This is a genomic window from Dysgonomonas sp. GY617, assembly GCF_015233815.1.
In the GTDB taxonomy this organism is placed as follows: Bacteria; Bacteroidota; Bacteroidia; order Bacteroidales; family Dysgonomonadaceae; genus Dysgonomonas_A.
The window spans coordinates 452,713-468,950 of sequence record NZ_JADCLR010000001.1 but is presented as its reverse complement, the minus strand read 5'-3'; the positions used below and the strand labels follow the sequence as shown (position 1 = coordinate 468,950).

The following is a 16,238-nucleotide window of genomic DNA, read 5'->3' as shown; positions in this document are numbered from 1 at the left end:
AGTAAAAAGACTTGTGTCAGATAAACTATAGAACTCTTAATCGATACAAATTGTTTATCGATTAATTAAAGCAGCAACGATAATGTATCGTTGCTGCTCTATGATATACATTGAAAATTAAAATTTATAACCCACTGTTAAAGCAGCATTACGGTTTTTGTAATCTAAATTATCCTGACCAATATTAACTAATCCTAGTTCATATCTTATGTTTGCTACTATATGTCCAAACTCAACACCTACTCCGGCTCCTAAACCAAAATCAAATCGGTTCAAGATACCTTCGCCACCAAATGTATTTATATCCTCTTCAGCACTTACAATAAAGGTGCTTCCGCTTAGCTTGGTCTTTCCACCTACACCATACGCTAAGTATGGACCAGCATTAAATACAATTCTTGTACCCGGCATTACCTCTATTTTGTAGGCTGCATAAACAGGCAATTGAAGATACATTTGGTTTACAGTCAATTTGCCACGTGTTATAACATCACCACCGATGTTAGACTCGCCCTCTACTTTTGCACCTTTGGTAGTGAAAGATAAGCCCGATTGTAAATACCACTCATCGGTAATTGCATAGTCGGCAGTTATACCTACCTGAAAGCCAACTCTTGCTTTCTTATCTAATGAGCCTGCATCCCATGAAGAGTTAGAAAGATTGAGACCTGCTTCTACTCCAAATCTTACAGGAAGCTGTTGAGCCGATGCACCCAATCCCATGAATGAGATTAATGCTACAATACTTAATTTGTAAATAGTTTTCATATAATTTTTATTTTGTGATTAAAACCATAAAAGTTCAACTTTGTTTAAGTTCAAATATCAAAACTGATAACCTAGAGTCAGATATGCATTGCGGTTCTGCAATTTACCTATTTCAGAATCAACCACATTTATAACTCCAAACTCATAACCTAGTTTAGTTACAATGTGACCAAACTCGACTCCTGCACCCACGCCAAAACCAAAGTCAAAGTTTTTGATAAACCCTGTACTGAAAGAATTTACCTCTTGCTTATCTACACCATCTTTAAAAGTGGCTTTTCCTCCAAGACCATAAGCAACATAAGGTCCGGCTTGAAAAACAAATTTAGTATCAGAGCCAACATTCATTTTGTAAGCTGCATAAACAGGTACTTGCAAATACATCAGGTTAAGGTTTACAAACACATCTGTATAATAGCTATCACCAAAATGATCGTTAAACGTAGTTCCGTGGTATTTAGCTCCTTTGGTAGAAAGTTCAACCCCACTGATCAATGAAAAAGCCGGATTAATAGCATAATCAAACGTAACACCACCTTGTATGGCAAACTTTGTGTCAGTATCGGTAATATCACCAGCCATGTTTATCAGATTGGCTCCGACTTTCACTCCAAATTTAACGGGATACTCCTGAGCCGAAGCCATAAGTCCCATCAACGATAATAATGTAAGGATACTTAATTTGTAAATAGATTTCATATAAGGTTTCTTTAAATTAATATTCAAACTTAAAATAGAATAGTCTTTATATATAACTCATAACCACTATCAATTGTTCTCTTAAAGAATAAGTAAACAACAATTATTTATCGAAAAACGATAAATAATTTGTGAATATCGAATAATATACATTCTTTTGCAATAATTATTTACAATTCAAGAAAGAATGAATAAACGAATTAAGATACTTTGCTTATTACTCTCAGCAATATATATAGGTGTTGTAATCTATTGCATATTTGATTTCGGAGATGGTATGATGGCAGGTTACAGACATGGAAAGAAGCAAGCCCAGAATTCGTCTACAAACATCCAAAGACTCCACGTAAAAGTGAAACCGATAGAGGGAGTGTATACATACCCTGACAAAATGATAAATACATTAACGGGACAAGAAGTTAAAGCGGAGGTGAGCGATTGCAGAATAGCACTCGATAGTTCGGATACTCCCCTTCCTTCTTATATGAAGATATCCAGAGGCGTTGTTGTTGTTTTAGCAATAATAGTTCTTATAGGACTTATTTATCTGCCTTTTCTGTTCTTCAGCATTGTAAAATCTGCCACAAGAGGAAAGATGCTCGAACATAAAACTATACGAAAGATACAACGAGTAGGATATCTCCTCATCATATATTATCTTATAAATACAGTAGTATATCTGTCTGATTTTATAATAGCTAAACAAATTGTAACTCTCGAAAAGTATCGTATTATTTTCGATTTTTCCGATTTCAGTTTCTTATTTCTAGGTTTAGTTACACTCTTACTTGCCGAGATATTAAAAGTATCAGTGCAATTAAAAGAAGAGCAAGATCTCACAATTTAGAGCCGATGTATTTTACCGCTTAGGCTAGACAACAGTATTATAGTAATGAAATATTGCAATACAGAGTCGAAATTATTTAAAGAAGAAAAACAGGTCTAAGACCTTATAAAGAACATAAGATGTCGATTATAGTAAATTTAGATGTAATGATGGCTAAACGAAAGATCTCCCTCAACGAGCTTTCGGAAAGGATTGATATTACGCCTGCCAATCTATCGATTCTGAAAACGGGAAAAGCAAAAGCCATACGATTCAGTACACTCGAAGCTATTTGCAAAGAGCTCGATTGTCAACCGGGCGATATACTAGAATTTGTAGATGACGATCTATTCTAGATAATACTATTTCAAAAGGTGCAAAACCTTAGCATTTATAAATAAAACTAACGGCTAAAGAATACTTATAAACAAAGACAAATATGAAAAGCTTTTTCAGAACATTACCAGCCTTTACTCTAGGAGTCATTATCAAGACCACTATCCTTATAGTATTGTCTATCACGATCTCCATAAAAGTTATTGCTGCCATGGGAAGATTTCTTGAAAGCCAGATATTTTAATACCAGATCAAAGTATCTAATAATATAATTTACATTAATCAAAAAAGGTTTAATAAGCCTGATTAAAACAGATAGAATTAAAACTTCAAAAAAAACACTAAATAAAAGAACCAATATGAAAAGCTTTTTCAAAACTTTACTAGCCTCTACTTTAGGAGTCATCATCGGATCGGTCATACTGACGGTCTTCTCTATAATGATCTTTGCAGGAGTCATTGCTGCCATGGGAAGTACCGAAACTTATAACCTCAAAGACAAAACAATACTTACCCTCGATTTAAAAGGAAATCTAGGCGAAAGAAGCGAATCGAGCCCTCTCAATAAGATAATGGGAACCCCCGCTACTCTAGGTCTCGAAGGCATACTTGATGCTATAAAAAAAGCAAAAGAAAACGACGAAATCAAAGGGATATATATTAAAGCCGGATCATTAAATGGAGGATTGGGCAATATAGACCCGATAAGAGACGCATTGATCGACTTCAAAACAACGGGTAAGTTTATTGTAGCTTATGCCGACAGTTATTTACAGAACACCTATTATATAGCTTCTGTAGCAGATAAAGTGATCATGAATCCTAAAGGATCGTTCGATTTCAGAGGAATAAGCTCTAACCTTATCTTCACAAAGAATATGAACGATAAATTGGGTATCAACTATCAGGTATTCAAAGTAGGAACATTCAAATCGGCAGTAGAACCTTTCATTCAAGACAAAATGAGTGAAGCCAACCGCCTACAACGCACATCTTATTTGAATGATATTTGGTCGCATCTATTAGCAGGAATCTCCGAAAGCCGTGCCATATCAGTGGATGCACTGAATACCTATGCCGACAGATGTCTTACTTTTATGCCTGCCGACTCTATTGTTCAATACAACTTAGTAGATACTTTGATGTACAAACCAGGTGTAGAAGCTTATCTGAAAACCTTGGTAGATATAGAAGCCGACAAAAAGCTAAATCTGGCTAGTATTGATAACATGGAAGGTGTGAAATTCAAAAAAGAAGGAGATACAAAAACCAAAATAGCAGTACTGTATGCCGAAGGTGCAATTGTAGACAGCGGCGAAAGCAATATATTCAGTTCAGGTTCTACCATTACTGCTCAGGAATATGTAAAGGAACTACAAAAATTAGGAGATAACGATGAGGTAAAAGCCGTAGTATTTCGCGTAAACTCTCCCGGAGGAAGCGCCTATGCATCGGAGCAGATATGGAATGCAGTAGTGGAACTGAAAGCTAAGAAACCCGTTATTGTATCGATGGGAGATTATGCAGCTTCGGGTGGATATTACATCTCTTGTGCAGCCAATACAATTGTAGCTCAGCCCTCTACATTGACCGGATCGATCGGTATTTTTGGATTGATTCCCGAAGGTGAAGAACTATCTAAAAAGATCGGATTTTCTTTCGACGAAATAAATACCAACAAACACAGCTCATTTGGAGGTACTACATTTGGCATACCATTTCTTTTTGCAGGTTTCTCGAGAAGCTTCAATGACGACGAAAAACAAATACTTCAAAAATACATAGAGTCGGGTTACGACCTATTTATCACCCGTTGTGCCGATGGACGCTCAAAGACCAAAGCCGAAATAGACTCTATTGGTCAAGGACGTGTATGGACAGGATCGCAAGCCATCAAATTAGGTCTTGTTGATAAAATCGGAGGAATAGAAGACGCTATAAAAATTGCTGCCGAACAAGCTAAAGTTACCGATTACAGCATCTCAAAATATCCCGAGAAGAAAACCCTTTTCGCTCAAATGTTAGAAGACTCTTTCAGTAACTCAAAAATGCAGGCATTAAAATTCTTTATGAGCGAAACCAATTTCGAGAAAAATATACTTAAACAACATATTCAATCGTTCGATATGCAAATGGCTATGATGCCCGATAGAATCAGTTACTAAACACAGACTATTTTTTACTCAATTAATAGTAATATTCTTTCAATTTGAAAAGAGCCGGGTTTTATATCCGGTTCTTTTTTTTGCTCATTATCAACAGATAAGAGAGCCTTACGCACAACTTCCTAACAATAGGAGGTGCAGTTATCAACAATATTTAGTATTTTCGTCTTTAGTTATTAACAGGTTTTTCCTAGTTATTAACATGCAAACAGCACTTTATTAACATCATTTCAACAATTTCAAAATCATGAAAAAAGGTTTTCTTATTCTCGCAAGCATCATCACATTGGGTCTTATCAGTTGTAGTAACAAAAGTAAAAGCACTGAGGACGAAAATATCTCGTACATCAAAGAAGATGACAAAGAGATTAACATAGCGATGGATAAAGCAAAAGAAACTTTCAATCAATTCGAAAAAGCATTTATCGAAAATCAAAAAACCAATAGATATACAAATTTTGTGGTCAAAGAAGGATTTCCCACTAAAGACGGCAGCAAAGAACACATGTGGGTAAGCGAACTTACTTACGATGGCAACAATTTCTTCGGCATAGTATCTAATGAACCTCTATACGATACCCAAGTTCAATTTGGCGATACCATTACGATTGATAAAAATCTGATCAGCGATTGGATGTACACCGACACCTCCTCCAACCTAACTTATGGAGCATATACGATGCGTGTTTTTGTTGACAGAATGAGCGATGACGAAAAATCTGCTTTTCTAATGGAAAATGACTTTACATTTGCTCCTCTTTCCGAATAATAGCTGCAACTTCTCACTGCTCAGGCAAGTACAACAAATATAGTCTCTTACAATATCATTAGCTGAAATAAAAAAATATAAATATTGTTTCTTAACTTTGGGTAACCAATCAACTTTATACCGTAAAACGCACAATGACAGAAGGACATATAGAAGATATTGCATATTTACTGAAAGATGCCAAAAACAGTAAAAATAAACCTATAATATTTCTGGGTGCTGGTATGTCTGCTGCAGGCAATATACCTCTTGCAGAGGATATAAGTAATGATATACTCTCTAAATTTAAGAATAAGCCAGCCATAAAGAGGCTCAAAAAAGAAGATCGCACTTATGCAAAACTAATGTCTTGCCTCAACACTACTGAGCGTAACGACCTTCTGAATAATTATATAGAAAAAGCTAAAATAAATGTTGGTTATATTTATCTGGCTCACCTCATCAAAGAGGGATACGTTGATTATGTGCTGACTGTAAATTTTGATAATCTTATATTACGGGCAATGGCAATGTACAACTTGTTTCCCCCAATATACGATTTGTCGATACTTAAAGAACTTCCTACTTCTCATATAGAAACACAGTCGGTTACATATCTGCACGGTACACATCGTGGTTTGTGGATGCTGAATACCGATAACGAACTAAAAAAGATATCGAAAATATGCTCTCCTTTTCTTAACAGAATAGCAGAACGTCGTACATGGATAGTTATTGGTTACAGTGGCGAAGATAAGATATTAGATGAAATAGCAGATTTAGGCTCTTTTACCAACGATTTATATTGGATTGGTTACAAAGACAATGAACCCTCTCAACGGGTTCAAGAGAGATTACTCGATTTGCCGAATAACAATTCATACCTGATAAAGGGCTACGATGCCGATTTATTTATGCTAAGGCTACATAGTGAAGTTGGATTACAAACTCCAGACATTCTTTATAAGCCTTTTACGTCTTTACAGAATACAATAAATTCGATTGTAGAAATAAGCGATGAACATAAAAACGCAAAAGGACAGCTAGAAATCACAAAACGGCATATTAAAGATGCAATCAGACTCTACGAAGAAGGGGCTTCACGCAGAAGTTACACAACAAAAGAAGTCAACATAGATTTGCTTATAAAAGAAATAATAAAATACAGAACGGAAAGTAGCTTTGATCAAAATGCTGGTAGAATAGAAGAAATAAGAAAAGAGGTTGAAGAAATAAATGACAAACTATTAAATGCAACTTTAGCTAATTTATATTTTGAATGGAGCTTCGAGCAGAATATAAAAAAAGCAATAGAAAAGACTCTCATTGCCGACAAATTATACAGTTATTGGACATATAGCTATCGATTAGCTAATTTACATGCATTGCTCTTAAATAAGACTAAGGCTCTTAAATATCTAGAAACTAGTCTTGAAAGAGATTATAAAGAGACAATAAGGAATTTCAATAAGCACTCAGAGTGGGACTCTCTCCGAAACGACCCCGACTTTATAGCATTAATAAAGGAATACGAAGAAAAAGAAAACCAATCGAAGTAATGGATCATTAATATTATTTACGAAGAGCATTACTAAATTAATTTTCCTATTTTTGCAATAAGATATAGCATTCAAATTATCATTTACTTATACACAATATATAGATGGAAGCAACCACATTAAAGGGTAATAATCACGGAGCAAATGTAAAACACTGGAGAGAATGGAGAAACATCAAACAAGATGTTTTGGCAGATCAAATAGGTGTCTCGCAAGCTACACTTTCGGGTTACGAAAAAAAGGATAAACTAGAACAGGAGGTTTTAGAAAAAATCGCTAAAGTTCTGGGTGTTCCCGTAGAAGCAATTACAGAACTCAACGATGGTGCTTCTATTAATATTGTCGCTAATACATTCGACAATTATTCTTCTGCAATCAACTGGCAACCAACTTTCAATCCTATTGATAAGATTGTAGAGCTATATAATGAAAAGAATGCTTTATACGAACGAATGCTAAAAGAAAAAGAAGAAACAATCTCATCATTATTACATGAGGTATTAAAGGAAAAAAAATAACGATCTAAAAATACATACAATCAAGAAAGTCAGGCATAAAGTCCTGACTTTTCTCTTTTCTATAAGAAAACAGATGCTTACTCTCTCAGGTTTTGAACCAGCGTGTTCAGGGTTTGCACATACGCCGTATAATCATCATTAAATTGACAAAGAGCCGACTGATAAAAAAAATGGGAAACTTGTATACTTTCATCCATACACAAAAGGTATTCCGACCATTCTGCATTCGCCTTTTCTCTTAAAAATTCAATATGCTTACGAATAGCTTTGTGCCTATCCAGAATCATACCTAAAAGAACTCCAAAATGGTTTTCATCTACTGAAAAATTTTCGATCTCTTTATCAGTCATCCACTGCCGCACTTTTTCAAAAGCATCGTCAATCGGGCGGTTATGCTTTGTATTCTTATCTGTTTGTAAAGTCATAATAGATGTGTTTTGTTCTATCACAAAACAACAAAACCCCGTCTTTAAAACCTATCAGTTCTATTGATAAAATATCAGAAATGCAATTGATATTATCAGCAAAATATCTGATAAAACACCTTATCAGTCAATAAAAAGGTCTGATACTTATTAATAGTGATCCCAACTTTATAACACTACTAAAGGAATACGAAGAAAAATAACCCTACACTCTATAATTTACTTATAAGTTTGAGAGTTAATGGCTCTACTGTTTTATAATATAACAAAGACAGCATATACGAAACCATTATTACGATTGTCAAGTGAATAAATGAACCCAATAAAACTTGTAGAGGTTCTCCCCTCGCCAAATAAGGCATCGTGTATAATCGTAAAGGACCATTGATAAGAAACATAAACATACTGATTACACCTAGCAATTTAAAAGCACGCATTATCCGATTAGACGGCATATTTATTATTGCATGAAAGAACCAAAGCATCAGAATGGTAGCCGATAAAAAGCTGAAAGGAAAGAAGAATTCTAGGAAATTCGACAAAATAAAAACTACCATAGCCGGAATCATCACTTTCCATGTGAACTTTAGCCGCTCAAACATTACACATCCCATTCCCAATAAAAATTCGGGTAAATGCCCTAAGAAGTTACCATAGATAGGAACATCCCACTTATTAGCAATGGGCGTAAGAAGAAATATCAATACATAACTCAGTGCTATTAAAACAAAGAATCCCTTTTCTTTGTAGCGATCTAAGGCTTTGTAAAGAAGAGGGAATAAAATATATAATTGAAGTATAAGGCTGAAATACCACCACGGACCGATAAACATAAAGATGCGGTAAAACGAAAAATTGTTATACATCAGTAGAGAAGACGTGACGAAAGCAGTAAACCATTCCATATCAAAAGCTCTGTAAAAAAGGAAAAAGTATACTATGATTCCGAATATCAATAAAGCATAAAGTTTTATGACCCGAGGAATAATATACTTCTTGTACATAGGAGTAGTACTATTGATGTTGTATTTTGCCAATCCATAGCCACTAATAAAAATAAATAATTCTAGAAAATAGAAACCAAAATAGGAAAATAAGCCATTAAACAATCGTGTAACATCGCCTCCGATGAATTCAAAAAGATTATAAATCCGATTAGAGTCAAAATTCATCTCATTCTCTCCAACTGCATTTGTCCAATGAAGAAAGTTATGAAGAACAATGAAAACCATAGCAATCCCCTTAATCACATCTTTTTGCTCCTTACTTATACTGTAAAAGCTTATACCCATATAACCTAATAAATAATCAAACAACAACTTCTGCCTATTATAACTGTAATAGCATAAGATTGTTTATTCGAAAATCATTTTATATAAAAAAAGAGCAAAAAAGCATAAAAAATGGCTCTAGATCAGAGAAAAAGTAGATCTACTCACACTATCAAAACATACATTGAAGGGGTGATATTTCACAGGGGGTGATGCGTGTAAGACACAGCAAAAGGATCACTATTTCATCTCATTTACAAGAGAATACTAAAAAGAATAAGTCAAGCATAAAGCCTGACTTATCTTTTTCAATAGTATAAAATATCTTTTCAAAACTTTAGTAAATAAGCAGTGATTTTTGCTTTACGAACTAAAGTAATAGCTAGATCTGGAATCTTCAATTAGAATATACATGAATACTGCCTTGTGCAGCAGGCAGGTAGTTTACACCAATCCATGTAATCATCAAAAGAACAAAAGCAATAGGAATCATCCACAATACAAAACGCTTGTGATATTGTTGTAAACGCATATGAATGAATACCAGATAAGCGGCAGCCGTTATAAATGCCCAAGTTTCCTTAGGATCCCACGACCAATAATGCCCCCAAGCCTCTTTTGCCCACACAGCGCCCATCAACATACCAAGTATAAGGAAACCAAAACCTACGTATACAATATTGTCGATAAAGGCATACAGCTGAGCATCTTCTTTGCCCTTATTCAATCGCGATAGTTGAATGAAAGCGGCAATTACCGCAGCTCCAAACATGGCATACGAAAGGATATAAACCGTTACGTGAGGTACAAACCAATAACTCTGTAAAGCAGGCATAAGGTTTGTTGAATGTATTTCGGGTTTAAAAATATTCACACAAGCAAATACGGTAGCTACAACAGCCGAAAACGAAAGCATCCAATCGTACTTCCAATGTCGATAGGTAACAAAACCGATGGTCGCCAAAAAGAAAGAATACCATAAACGGGTTTCGCCAATGGTTCGCAACGGTGGACGCTCCTGCCCTATCCATAAACCAACGATAAACGCTCCGAAAATAATTGTGCCTAATATCATCAAGGCATTAGCCAGATTTTTTTTATTGGAAATATATACTATTCCTGCGGCCGACAACCAACAAATAATAGCCGGTATGGCAAACCAAAGATATTCACTCCACGTCATTCTTCACTCCTTTCTTTTTATTACCCGACCACATCAGACAGATTGATCCTAAAGCAAACAGTATTATACCAAAATATACAGGGTATAACCACGGATCATAAACTAACTCAAAACTACTATAAGATGAAGCCTTGCCCGCAGTACTATCGTAGCTATATTGGTAGATCATCCAATTACCTATTTTCAAAGGCTTATTCACTTCCAATTGAGCATGGGTTGATTCTCCCTCTTCTGTGAATACATCAATATCGGACATAAACCGCTTAGGCTCAGTCTGAGTCATTACCATTGCATACTCATCTGTCAAAGGAAGCATCATATACAACTGAGCCAGACTACCGCCACAAACCCAGCCTTTTTTTACATCTCCTGTTTCTCGGTTTTTTGCCGTTATTAAAGCAGCAGGCGTAGAGCCTGGCATAGGAACAGCCGTATAAGTACTATCGCTGTTACGCACTGCTTCATGTATATATTCTTCAACAGCTACATCCCAAATTCCGATTTTCCCTATCGGGTTTTTCTCGTCAATCTGATAATAGTCTGGCTTATCTATCGGCTGTGCTTCGCCCGACTCCCTATCTATTATAGTCAGTTTCGGAGGATACTCTTCCATCACAAAATCATTCAACTGAATGGCAATAGGCAAATCAAGCACATCGTCATTATCGCTATACACACGCCATTCGGTTTCGCCCTCCATTACGTGCATCACGTACCGTTTGATATCTGCTGCCCCCAATCCCGAAGCAAACAAAAGTATCCACAAGCCTATATGATTGAGATAGAAAGCATAATCGCGCCAATTGAATTTGATTAGTCTACGGATAATTAGCGACCCTAGCGAAAGTAAGGTTACAAAATAGATGAGCACAAATGCCCAACATGAGGTTACTTGTCTTAATCCCAACAGCGTCCAAAAATCATGTGCATGAGGGTCTAACTTTACCATCTGTGGTATCAAGCCCATCGCAATACCTAATATCAATAGAGCACTAATAAGTGAAACGGAAAATGGTACTCCCGAAAACCACTGATAAAACTGTGTATTCCTCACAAAGGAAAATAATACAAGGAAGACAATAATTGCACCTCCCAGTTTTACGTTTACGGGATCGGCAAGTAGCGAAAAATCAAATTTACCGATTGTCAATTGTAAAGCAAATCCCGCAACCATAAGTCCAAATACAACGAGAATACTCTCGCTATACCTCCACGGAAATTGCCATATCTGTTTCTTATTATCTGCCATTATTTATCAAACTTCTTATATTTATACAATTCTCGTTTTACTTTAATTGCTAAAGCACAAAGCTTCAAACACAAAATAAAAGCCTGATTTTCTCCTTTTTTCAGAATAAAACCAGACTTTTATACTATATCGTTTTATTATCAATAGTAATTATCGTTCAGCAATCAAACGTTTATTTTCCTTTGCTTTTTCAATCCACTTAGGAACAACTGTTTCTATCCATTTCTTTTTATTATCTTTCAAGGTTTTCATATCAAGACCAATATAAGCTTGTGCTTTATCTTTACTCGATATATCGGGCATTGGTACATCTACTACTCCTTGTGCAAACAATACTTTTTGAAGTTCTATTTGAGCCTGCATAGTTCTGTCTAAGCTATGTGCTAAAATTCGTTGAGTTTCAACAGGTGCATGGAAAGATGCCCCATGAGATGCTACTGAGAAATCCCAACGCCATTGTGCTTGACGTATTAAATCTAATGATTTTTTCATTTGTGCATCAGTTGCACCTTTATCCCAAGCAGCCTTAGCCATAATATGGGTTTTAGCCAATTCGGTCTCAATACGATCACGTGTCTCTAATGCTTTATCTTGATATTCGTAAACATAGTTACGAAGTTGTTCTTCGCTGTCTTTATGACAAGTCTGACAAGTTCCTGCAATATTCTTTAATGGACTCATTATCTGATGGTCCGAATATTTAATACCGCCCTCAGCCTTGTATGGCATATGGCAATCAGCACAAGACAATCCACGTTGAGCGTGTGGTCCCATCAAGAAAGTTTCATAGTCAGGATGTTGAGCCTTCAACATAGGTGCTCTACTTAAAGCATGAGTCCAATCCGAAAATTCGGCTTTATCATAATACTCTTCCATCTTTTCTACTGTCATACCTTCATCCCAAGGAAAAGTAAGCTCTTTACCATCTCCTTTGAAATAGTATTCAACATGACACTGGGCACATACTAACGAACGCATCTCCTGCATAGTTGCATTTTTCACATCCTTACCTTGACGCTCAAAAGCTTGAATAAGTGAAGGACGTGTAATCGTCAAGTTCATAGTAACTGGATCATGACAATCGGCACAACCTATTGGATTTACAATCTCAGCCCCTAAATCGCCCCACTTTGCTTTATAGAAATTTTCAATTCCCATTTCATTCATCATACGAGGTACATCGGGACTCTTACAAGTCCAGCAGGTAGCAGGCTGAGGTCCGTCACCCGGATTCTCAGGACATCCCGTACGCAAAGTATTGGTTATATCTTCAATGGCATGCATATGACCTCGTGGTGCAGAGTAATCTTGCGAAAAAGCATATCCTGCCCAAAGTACAACCATCTCTGGACGACTTTCCAATATATCCTCGGGCATATTACCCAAATGCTTGCTTTTAAAATCCATGTTCTGAGTCTTTTTCCAAGTCTCATATTCACGAGGGTAATTTTCACCCCATATTTCATTGCGAGCTTCTATTCCTTGTATATCTACTTTCTTATTATTGAATAAAGTTGCAATCTCGGCACGACGTTCCGTTATAGATGCTGCCAATAGTCCTAACAAGAAAACACCAACCATCACGGCAAGGAATAAACCCCATCCGATTATAGGTTTCTTTCTTATGGCTTCTGATAATTTTCGTAGCATGGCTTTATATAGTTTTTTAGTTATTTTTCTGCATTTGTTTTTTCAACCACTCCGGAACGGGAGATTTTGGTAAGGGAACCAAAGCATTAGGTGCCGAAACAATACTGCTTATAGTTCCGTGAACCACATCACGATGACAATCCCAACAAGCTTTTGCATTACCATCTAATACATCGTTGTAACACTTCAAGCCGGTTTTCACCATAGCAGTATTCAGATCGGTGTGGCATCTAATACAGTTATCCATAATCACCTTGTAACTTTCTTCACGAGGGCGAATAGCAATAGGCTCTTTCCTTAAAGTAAATACGGCAGCATGATACAATCCATCTTTAGCTTTAAAAGCATATTTTTCCAATACATTATCATGAGGTACATGGCAATCGTTACAAGTAGCCCACTGAGCATGTACACTATGTTGCCAGGAGGCATAATAGGGTGTCATAATATGGCAATTAATACAAGCTTCGGGTTTATCAGAAAGATACGAGTGAGCTCGCGACATATAGATGGTATATGCCCCCAGTCCAGCCAGAATACCTCCTATAATAAATAAGGGCAAGATAAATTGTATAGGCAGTATTTGTAAAATCTTCTTCATAGTTAACAATTGATCATTGCTAGTTTATATGGCATATAAATTACATCTATACCATATAGATAGTAACAAAAATAGTATATTAATTTAAAAGAACAAACTAATGAGAGTAATACAACTACCTGTATAACTACAAAATAAGAACAAAAACCGAAAGTATTCAGTTTTACTTATGCTATATAAACATCGTCTAACACAGTGAGATCAACAGAGATAGGAATCATCAACAGGCATCTAAAACGAGACAAAATGCTCTTAACATATGTTACATAACATCGAAAAGAATATTTAAAATAAGATTAGAAATCAATTAAGAAGTTTCATTTCATTTTTCATTTTCATCAAAATAGAGGTAAGTTCTCCTAGAATATGTTTGCGAACCGATTCTTCTGACAGATATTTATTGTAGTCATATAAGTACACATCACGTTTATTCGTCAGATACAGATAGTAGTTAAATGGGGTTTCATTAGCATTAGAGACAATGTACATTATAGTATAATCTAAGTCTTTAGGCTGTACTTCTGCTCCACTGGAGGGATTCATGTATATTTCCAGATTATCGCTGCTCATTTTATAATGAGGATTATCGGTATAATTAGGACAGTATGTTTTGCGATCGCCATTCTTCAATATAAAACTCCTCATTTCCTCAAAATCGTAGAAATTGAGCATATCATTTATTTTGATAAGCATCGATGAATCAGTAGTATCTTGAGCCTTTAAAGAAAAACTCAAAACGATCAGAATCGTAAAAAGAAAATAGCGCATATGCCTAAGATTAACTATTATTTCCGAGTAATATATACAGTTACAATTTCAGACTTTTCATCATTCATCTACATTATAACCACTGTAAGTTTGCGTATGAGATACTAAATTTAATTTCCAGCTTTTACTTAATAAGCCCTCTGTTATATAAACCAAGCTTATTAAGCATCAACGATATTCCTTCTCCAATAATAATAAAACCAAGTAAAAGAAAGGGCATATACCAAACAATATAGTCGAGATGAAAATGATTAGCCGAATGTTGTTTAAACACTATAAACCAAGACAATGGTGCGACAGAAGATACAGCAGCCGTAACCAATAAAGTTATATTAAGACGCTTTCGAGCCTCATCTAAACCTCTGCTTAAATAATATACAACACCTCCCAATACCACTACAGCTAGAATTAAATATGCAAAGTAAATAACAATAGAATACTGAGATAAGAAATCCGAATTAAATGCATTGCCTTTTAGATACCGTTTAAAAATAAGGGAATACGGATAATGAGCAAAAGCATCATCTGCACTAAAAGATCTCCTCGTATATGATGTTATTATATAATTAATAGCTACACTAAAACTACCTGTTACAGACCTTATTTGCACAATAAGCATCATTATTTGCAAAGCAACAGCCACAACAGCAGTAATACTTGCTTTTGCAAAAAACAACAAGAAAGGTTTTAGCTTTTGTCCTTCCAAAAACGAATAAAATATAATAGGACACACCGCAGATACAAGCGCAGTAGAAATAAATTCATAACCATTGAAAACACACTTCGCAAACACCGATAAGAACAGATATAGTAATATCTTCTTTGAGCTCACCCTTTTTACTTTATTACTATATTCTAGCACAAGTAACATTGTTACAAATGGAATGTAAGCTGCCCATAAACTCCACCACAGACTATGTCCGAAAAGAGTTATCCAACTAGACATAGCAACTAATAATAAAGCGATAATAGCAGAAATAGTACCAAAATTACGAAAAACCCATCCTAAAAATAGGGTAAAGCACAATGCTGATAATATTGCATTTATACAATGTAAAATTTGAAATTTGACACTATTATCAAAAGGTAATATCTTTTGTACTATACTGAAGAAGATCAACTGTCCACCTGTTTGACTTTTATAAACGTCATAACTAGCAGGAATATTATCGGTTAAATAATCGGGTCTTTGTTCCAAATAAACCTCAAACCATATATCAGCGTTAGGAGGGACTACTGCCGCATCATAATTAACACCGGGTAAGCCTCCATCCGAAAACACACCTTCGGTCTCAGATCGGGCTATTCTACCAATAGCTAAACACTCGGAGTATTCATCAAACCAACCAAAAGCCTCGCTTCGAGCTGCCTGCCAGAAATTACTGTAAAATCCTAGAAACAGGACCAGAAAACTTAAAATCAGAAATATTCGCTGTTTGCTCATTCGCGAAGTTGTATGCACAGTCATAACT

General features: G+C 35.6%; 17 protein-coding genes. 7 read left to right on the top strand and 10 right to left on the bottom strand.

Going from position 1 to position 16,238, the window contains the following annotated elements; genetic code table 11:
- Positions 1-117: 117 nt before the first annotated feature.
- The gene (locus IR022_RS01885; RefSeq protein WP_050708934.1) at positions 118-768 is read right to left on the bottom strand and encodes a porin family protein; all 651 of its coding nucleotides are present in this window, start codon (positions 766-768) and stop codon (positions 118-120) included.
- A 57-nt stretch (positions 769-825) separates the two neighbouring features.
- Entirely contained in the window at positions 826-1,467 is a 642-nt protein-coding gene (locus IR022_RS01880) for a porin family protein (protein WP_194202402.1), read from the bottom strand.
- Positions 1,468-1,654: 187 nt separating this feature from the next.
- Here IR022_RS01880 and IR022_RS01875 point away from each other — a divergent pair, with 187 nt between their 5' ends.
- The 7 genes from IR022_RS01875 (at position 1,655) to IR022_RS01845 (ending at position 7,619) form a co-directional block, all read left to right on the top strand.
- Positions 1,655-2,314 carry a DUF2975 domain-containing protein gene (locus IR022_RS01875; protein ID WP_194202401.1) on the top strand — a complete coding sequence of 220 codons (660 nt, stop codon included), beginning with the start codon at positions 1,655-1,657 and terminating at the stop codon, positions 2,312-2,314.
- 119 nt (positions 2,315-2,433) lie between these two features.
- Entirely contained in the window at positions 2,434-2,649 is a 216-nt protein-coding gene (locus tag IR022_RS01870; RefSeq protein ID WP_050708931.1) for a helix-turn-helix domain-containing protein, read from the top strand.
- Between the two features lie 83 nt (positions 2,650-2,732).
- Positions 2,733-2,873, top strand: coding sequence for a hypothetical protein (locus tag IR022_RS01865; RefSeq protein WP_157258130.1), 141 nt, complete (start codon positions 2,733-2,735; stop codon positions 2,871-2,873).
- Between the two features lie 115 nt (positions 2,874-2,988).
- A complete protein-coding gene (gene sppA / locus IR022_RS01860) occupies positions 2,989-4,794 on the top strand; it encodes a signal peptide peptidase SppA (RefSeq protein WP_194202400.1) in 1,806 nt (601 codons plus the stop codon).
- A 247-nt stretch (positions 4,795-5,041) separates the two neighbouring features.
- Positions 5,042-5,563, top strand: coding sequence for a DUF2314 domain-containing protein (locus IR022_RS01855; RefSeq protein ID WP_194202399.1), 522 nt, complete (start codon positions 5,042-5,044; stop codon positions 5,561-5,563).
- A 134-nt stretch (positions 5,564-5,697) separates the two neighbouring features.
- Positions 5,698-7,101: a TPR end-of-group domain-containing protein gene (locus IR022_RS01850; RefSeq protein WP_194202398.1), complete on the top strand. Its 1,404-nt coding sequence runs from the start codon at positions 5,698-5,700 to the stop codon at positions 7,099-7,101.
- A gap of 104 nt (positions 7,102-7,205) precedes the next feature.
- A complete protein-coding gene (locus IR022_RS01845) occupies positions 7,206-7,619 on the top strand; it encodes a helix-turn-helix domain-containing protein (protein ID WP_194202397.1) in 414 nt (137 codons plus the stop codon).
- A 77-nt stretch (positions 7,620-7,696) separates the two neighbouring features.
- Here the strand turns inward: IR022_RS01845 and IR022_RS01840 are convergent, their stop codons facing one another.
- The 8 genes from IR022_RS01840 to IR022_RS01805 all read right to left on the bottom strand — a co-directional run bounded on the left by IR022_RS01840 (position 7,697) and on the right by IR022_RS01805 (position 16,234).
- Positions 7,697-8,044 carry a hypothetical protein gene (locus IR022_RS01840; protein WP_194202396.1) on the bottom strand — a complete coding sequence of 116 codons (348 nt, stop codon included), beginning with the start codon at positions 8,042-8,044 and terminating at the stop codon, positions 7,697-7,699.
- Positions 8,045-8,256: 212 nt separating this feature from the next.
- A complete protein-coding gene (locus tag IR022_RS01835) occupies positions 8,257-9,336 on the bottom strand; it encodes an acyltransferase family protein (RefSeq protein ID WP_194202395.1) in 1,080 nt (359 codons plus the stop codon).
- A gap of 376 nt (positions 9,337-9,712) precedes the next feature.
- The gene (gene ccsA, locus IR022_RS01830; RefSeq protein ID WP_194202394.1) at positions 9,713-10,498 is read right to left on the bottom strand and encodes a cytochrome c biogenesis protein CcsA; all 786 of its coding nucleotides are present in this window, start codon (positions 10,496-10,498) and stop codon (positions 9,713-9,715) included.
- Positions 10,485-11,747, bottom strand: a complete 1,263-nt coding sequence (locus IR022_RS01825) for a cytochrome c biogenesis protein ResB (protein ID WP_199330241.1) — start codon at positions 11,745-11,747, stop codon at positions 10,485-10,487. The genes ccsA and IR022_RS01825 overlap by 14 nt, the downstream gene beginning before the upstream one ends.
- A gap of 150 nt (positions 11,748-11,897) precedes the next feature.
- The gene (nrfA, locus tag IR022_RS01820) at positions 11,898-13,397 is read right to left on the bottom strand and encodes an ammonia-forming cytochrome c nitrite reductase (protein WP_194202393.1); all 1,500 of its coding nucleotides are present in this window, start codon (positions 13,395-13,397) and stop codon (positions 11,898-11,900) included.
- A gap of 16 nt (positions 13,398-13,413) precedes the next feature.
- Complete coding sequence (gene nrfH / locus IR022_RS01815) at positions 13,414-13,998, bottom strand: cytochrome c nitrite reductase small subunit (protein WP_050708922.1); 585 nt, start codon at positions 13,996-13,998, stop codon at positions 13,414-13,416.
- Between the two features lie 303 nt (positions 13,999-14,301).
- Positions 14,302-14,766, bottom strand: coding sequence for a hypothetical protein (locus IR022_RS01810; protein WP_194202392.1), 465 nt, complete (start codon positions 14,764-14,766; stop codon positions 14,302-14,304).
- Between the two features lie 124 nt (positions 14,767-14,890).
- Positions 14,891-16,234, bottom strand: coding sequence for a hypothetical protein (locus IR022_RS01805; RefSeq protein WP_194202391.1), 1,344 nt, complete (start codon positions 16,232-16,234; stop codon positions 14,891-14,893).
- Positions 16,235-16,238: the final 4 nt, after the last annotated feature.

Coding starts and splice junctions, on each gene's coding strand:
- IR022_RS01845 (WP_194202397.1), top strand. CDS start 7,206: ATGGAAGCAACCACATTAAAGGGTAATAATCACGGAGCAAATGTAAAA.
- IR022_RS01885 (WP_050708934.1), bottom strand. CDS start 768: ATGAAAACTATTTACAAATTAAGTATTGTAGCATTAATCTCATTCATG.
- IR022_RS01825 (WP_199330241.1), bottom strand. CDS start 11,747: ATGGCAGATAATAAGAAACAGATATGGCAATTTCCGTGGAGGTATAGC.
- IR022_RS01870 (WP_050708931.1), top strand. CDS start 2,434: ATGTCGATTATAGTAAATTTAGATGTAATGATGGCTAAACGAAAGATC.
- nrfA (WP_194202393.1), bottom strand. CDS start 13,397: ATGCTACGAAAATTATCAGAAGCCATAAGAAAGAAACCTATAATCGGA.
- IR022_RS01865 (WP_157258130.1), top strand. CDS start 2,733: ATGAAAAGCTTTTTCAGAACATTACCAGCCTTTACTCTAGGAGTCATT.
- ccsA (WP_194202394.1), bottom strand. CDS start 10,498: ATGACGTGGAGTGAATATCTTTGGTTTGCCATACCGGCTATTATTTGT.
- IR022_RS01875 (WP_194202401.1), top strand. CDS start 1,655: ATGAATAAACGAATTAAGATACTTTGCTTATTACTCTCAGCAATATAT.
- IR022_RS01880 (WP_194202402.1), bottom strand. CDS start 1,467: ATGAAATCTATTTACAAATTAAGTATCCTTACATTATTATCGTTGATG.
- IR022_RS01840 (WP_194202396.1), bottom strand. CDS start 8,044: ATGACTTTACAAACAGATAAGAATACAAAGCATAACCGCCCGATTGAC.
- sppA (WP_194202400.1), top strand. CDS start 2,989: ATGAAAAGCTTTTTCAAAACTTTACTAGCCTCTACTTTAGGAGTCATC.
- IR022_RS01835 (WP_194202395.1), bottom strand. CDS start 9,336: ATGGGTATAAGCTTTTACAGTATAAGTAAGGAGCAAAAAGATGTGATT.
- IR022_RS01810 (WP_194202392.1), bottom strand. CDS start 14,766: ATGCGCTATTTTCTTTTTACGATTCTGATCGTTTTGAGTTTTTCTTTA.
- IR022_RS01855 (WP_194202399.1), top strand. CDS start 5,042: ATGAAAAAAGGTTTTCTTATTCTCGCAAGCATCATCACATTGGGTCTT.
- IR022_RS01805 (WP_194202391.1), bottom strand. CDS start 16,234: ATGACTGTGCATACAACTTCGCGAATGAGCAAACAGCGAATATTTCTG.
- IR022_RS01850 (WP_194202398.1), top strand. CDS start 5,698: ATGACAGAAGGACATATAGAAGATATTGCATATTTACTGAAAGATGCC.
- nrfH (WP_050708922.1), bottom strand. CDS start 13,998: ATGAAGAAGATTTTACAAATACTGCCTATACAATTTATCTTGCCCTTA.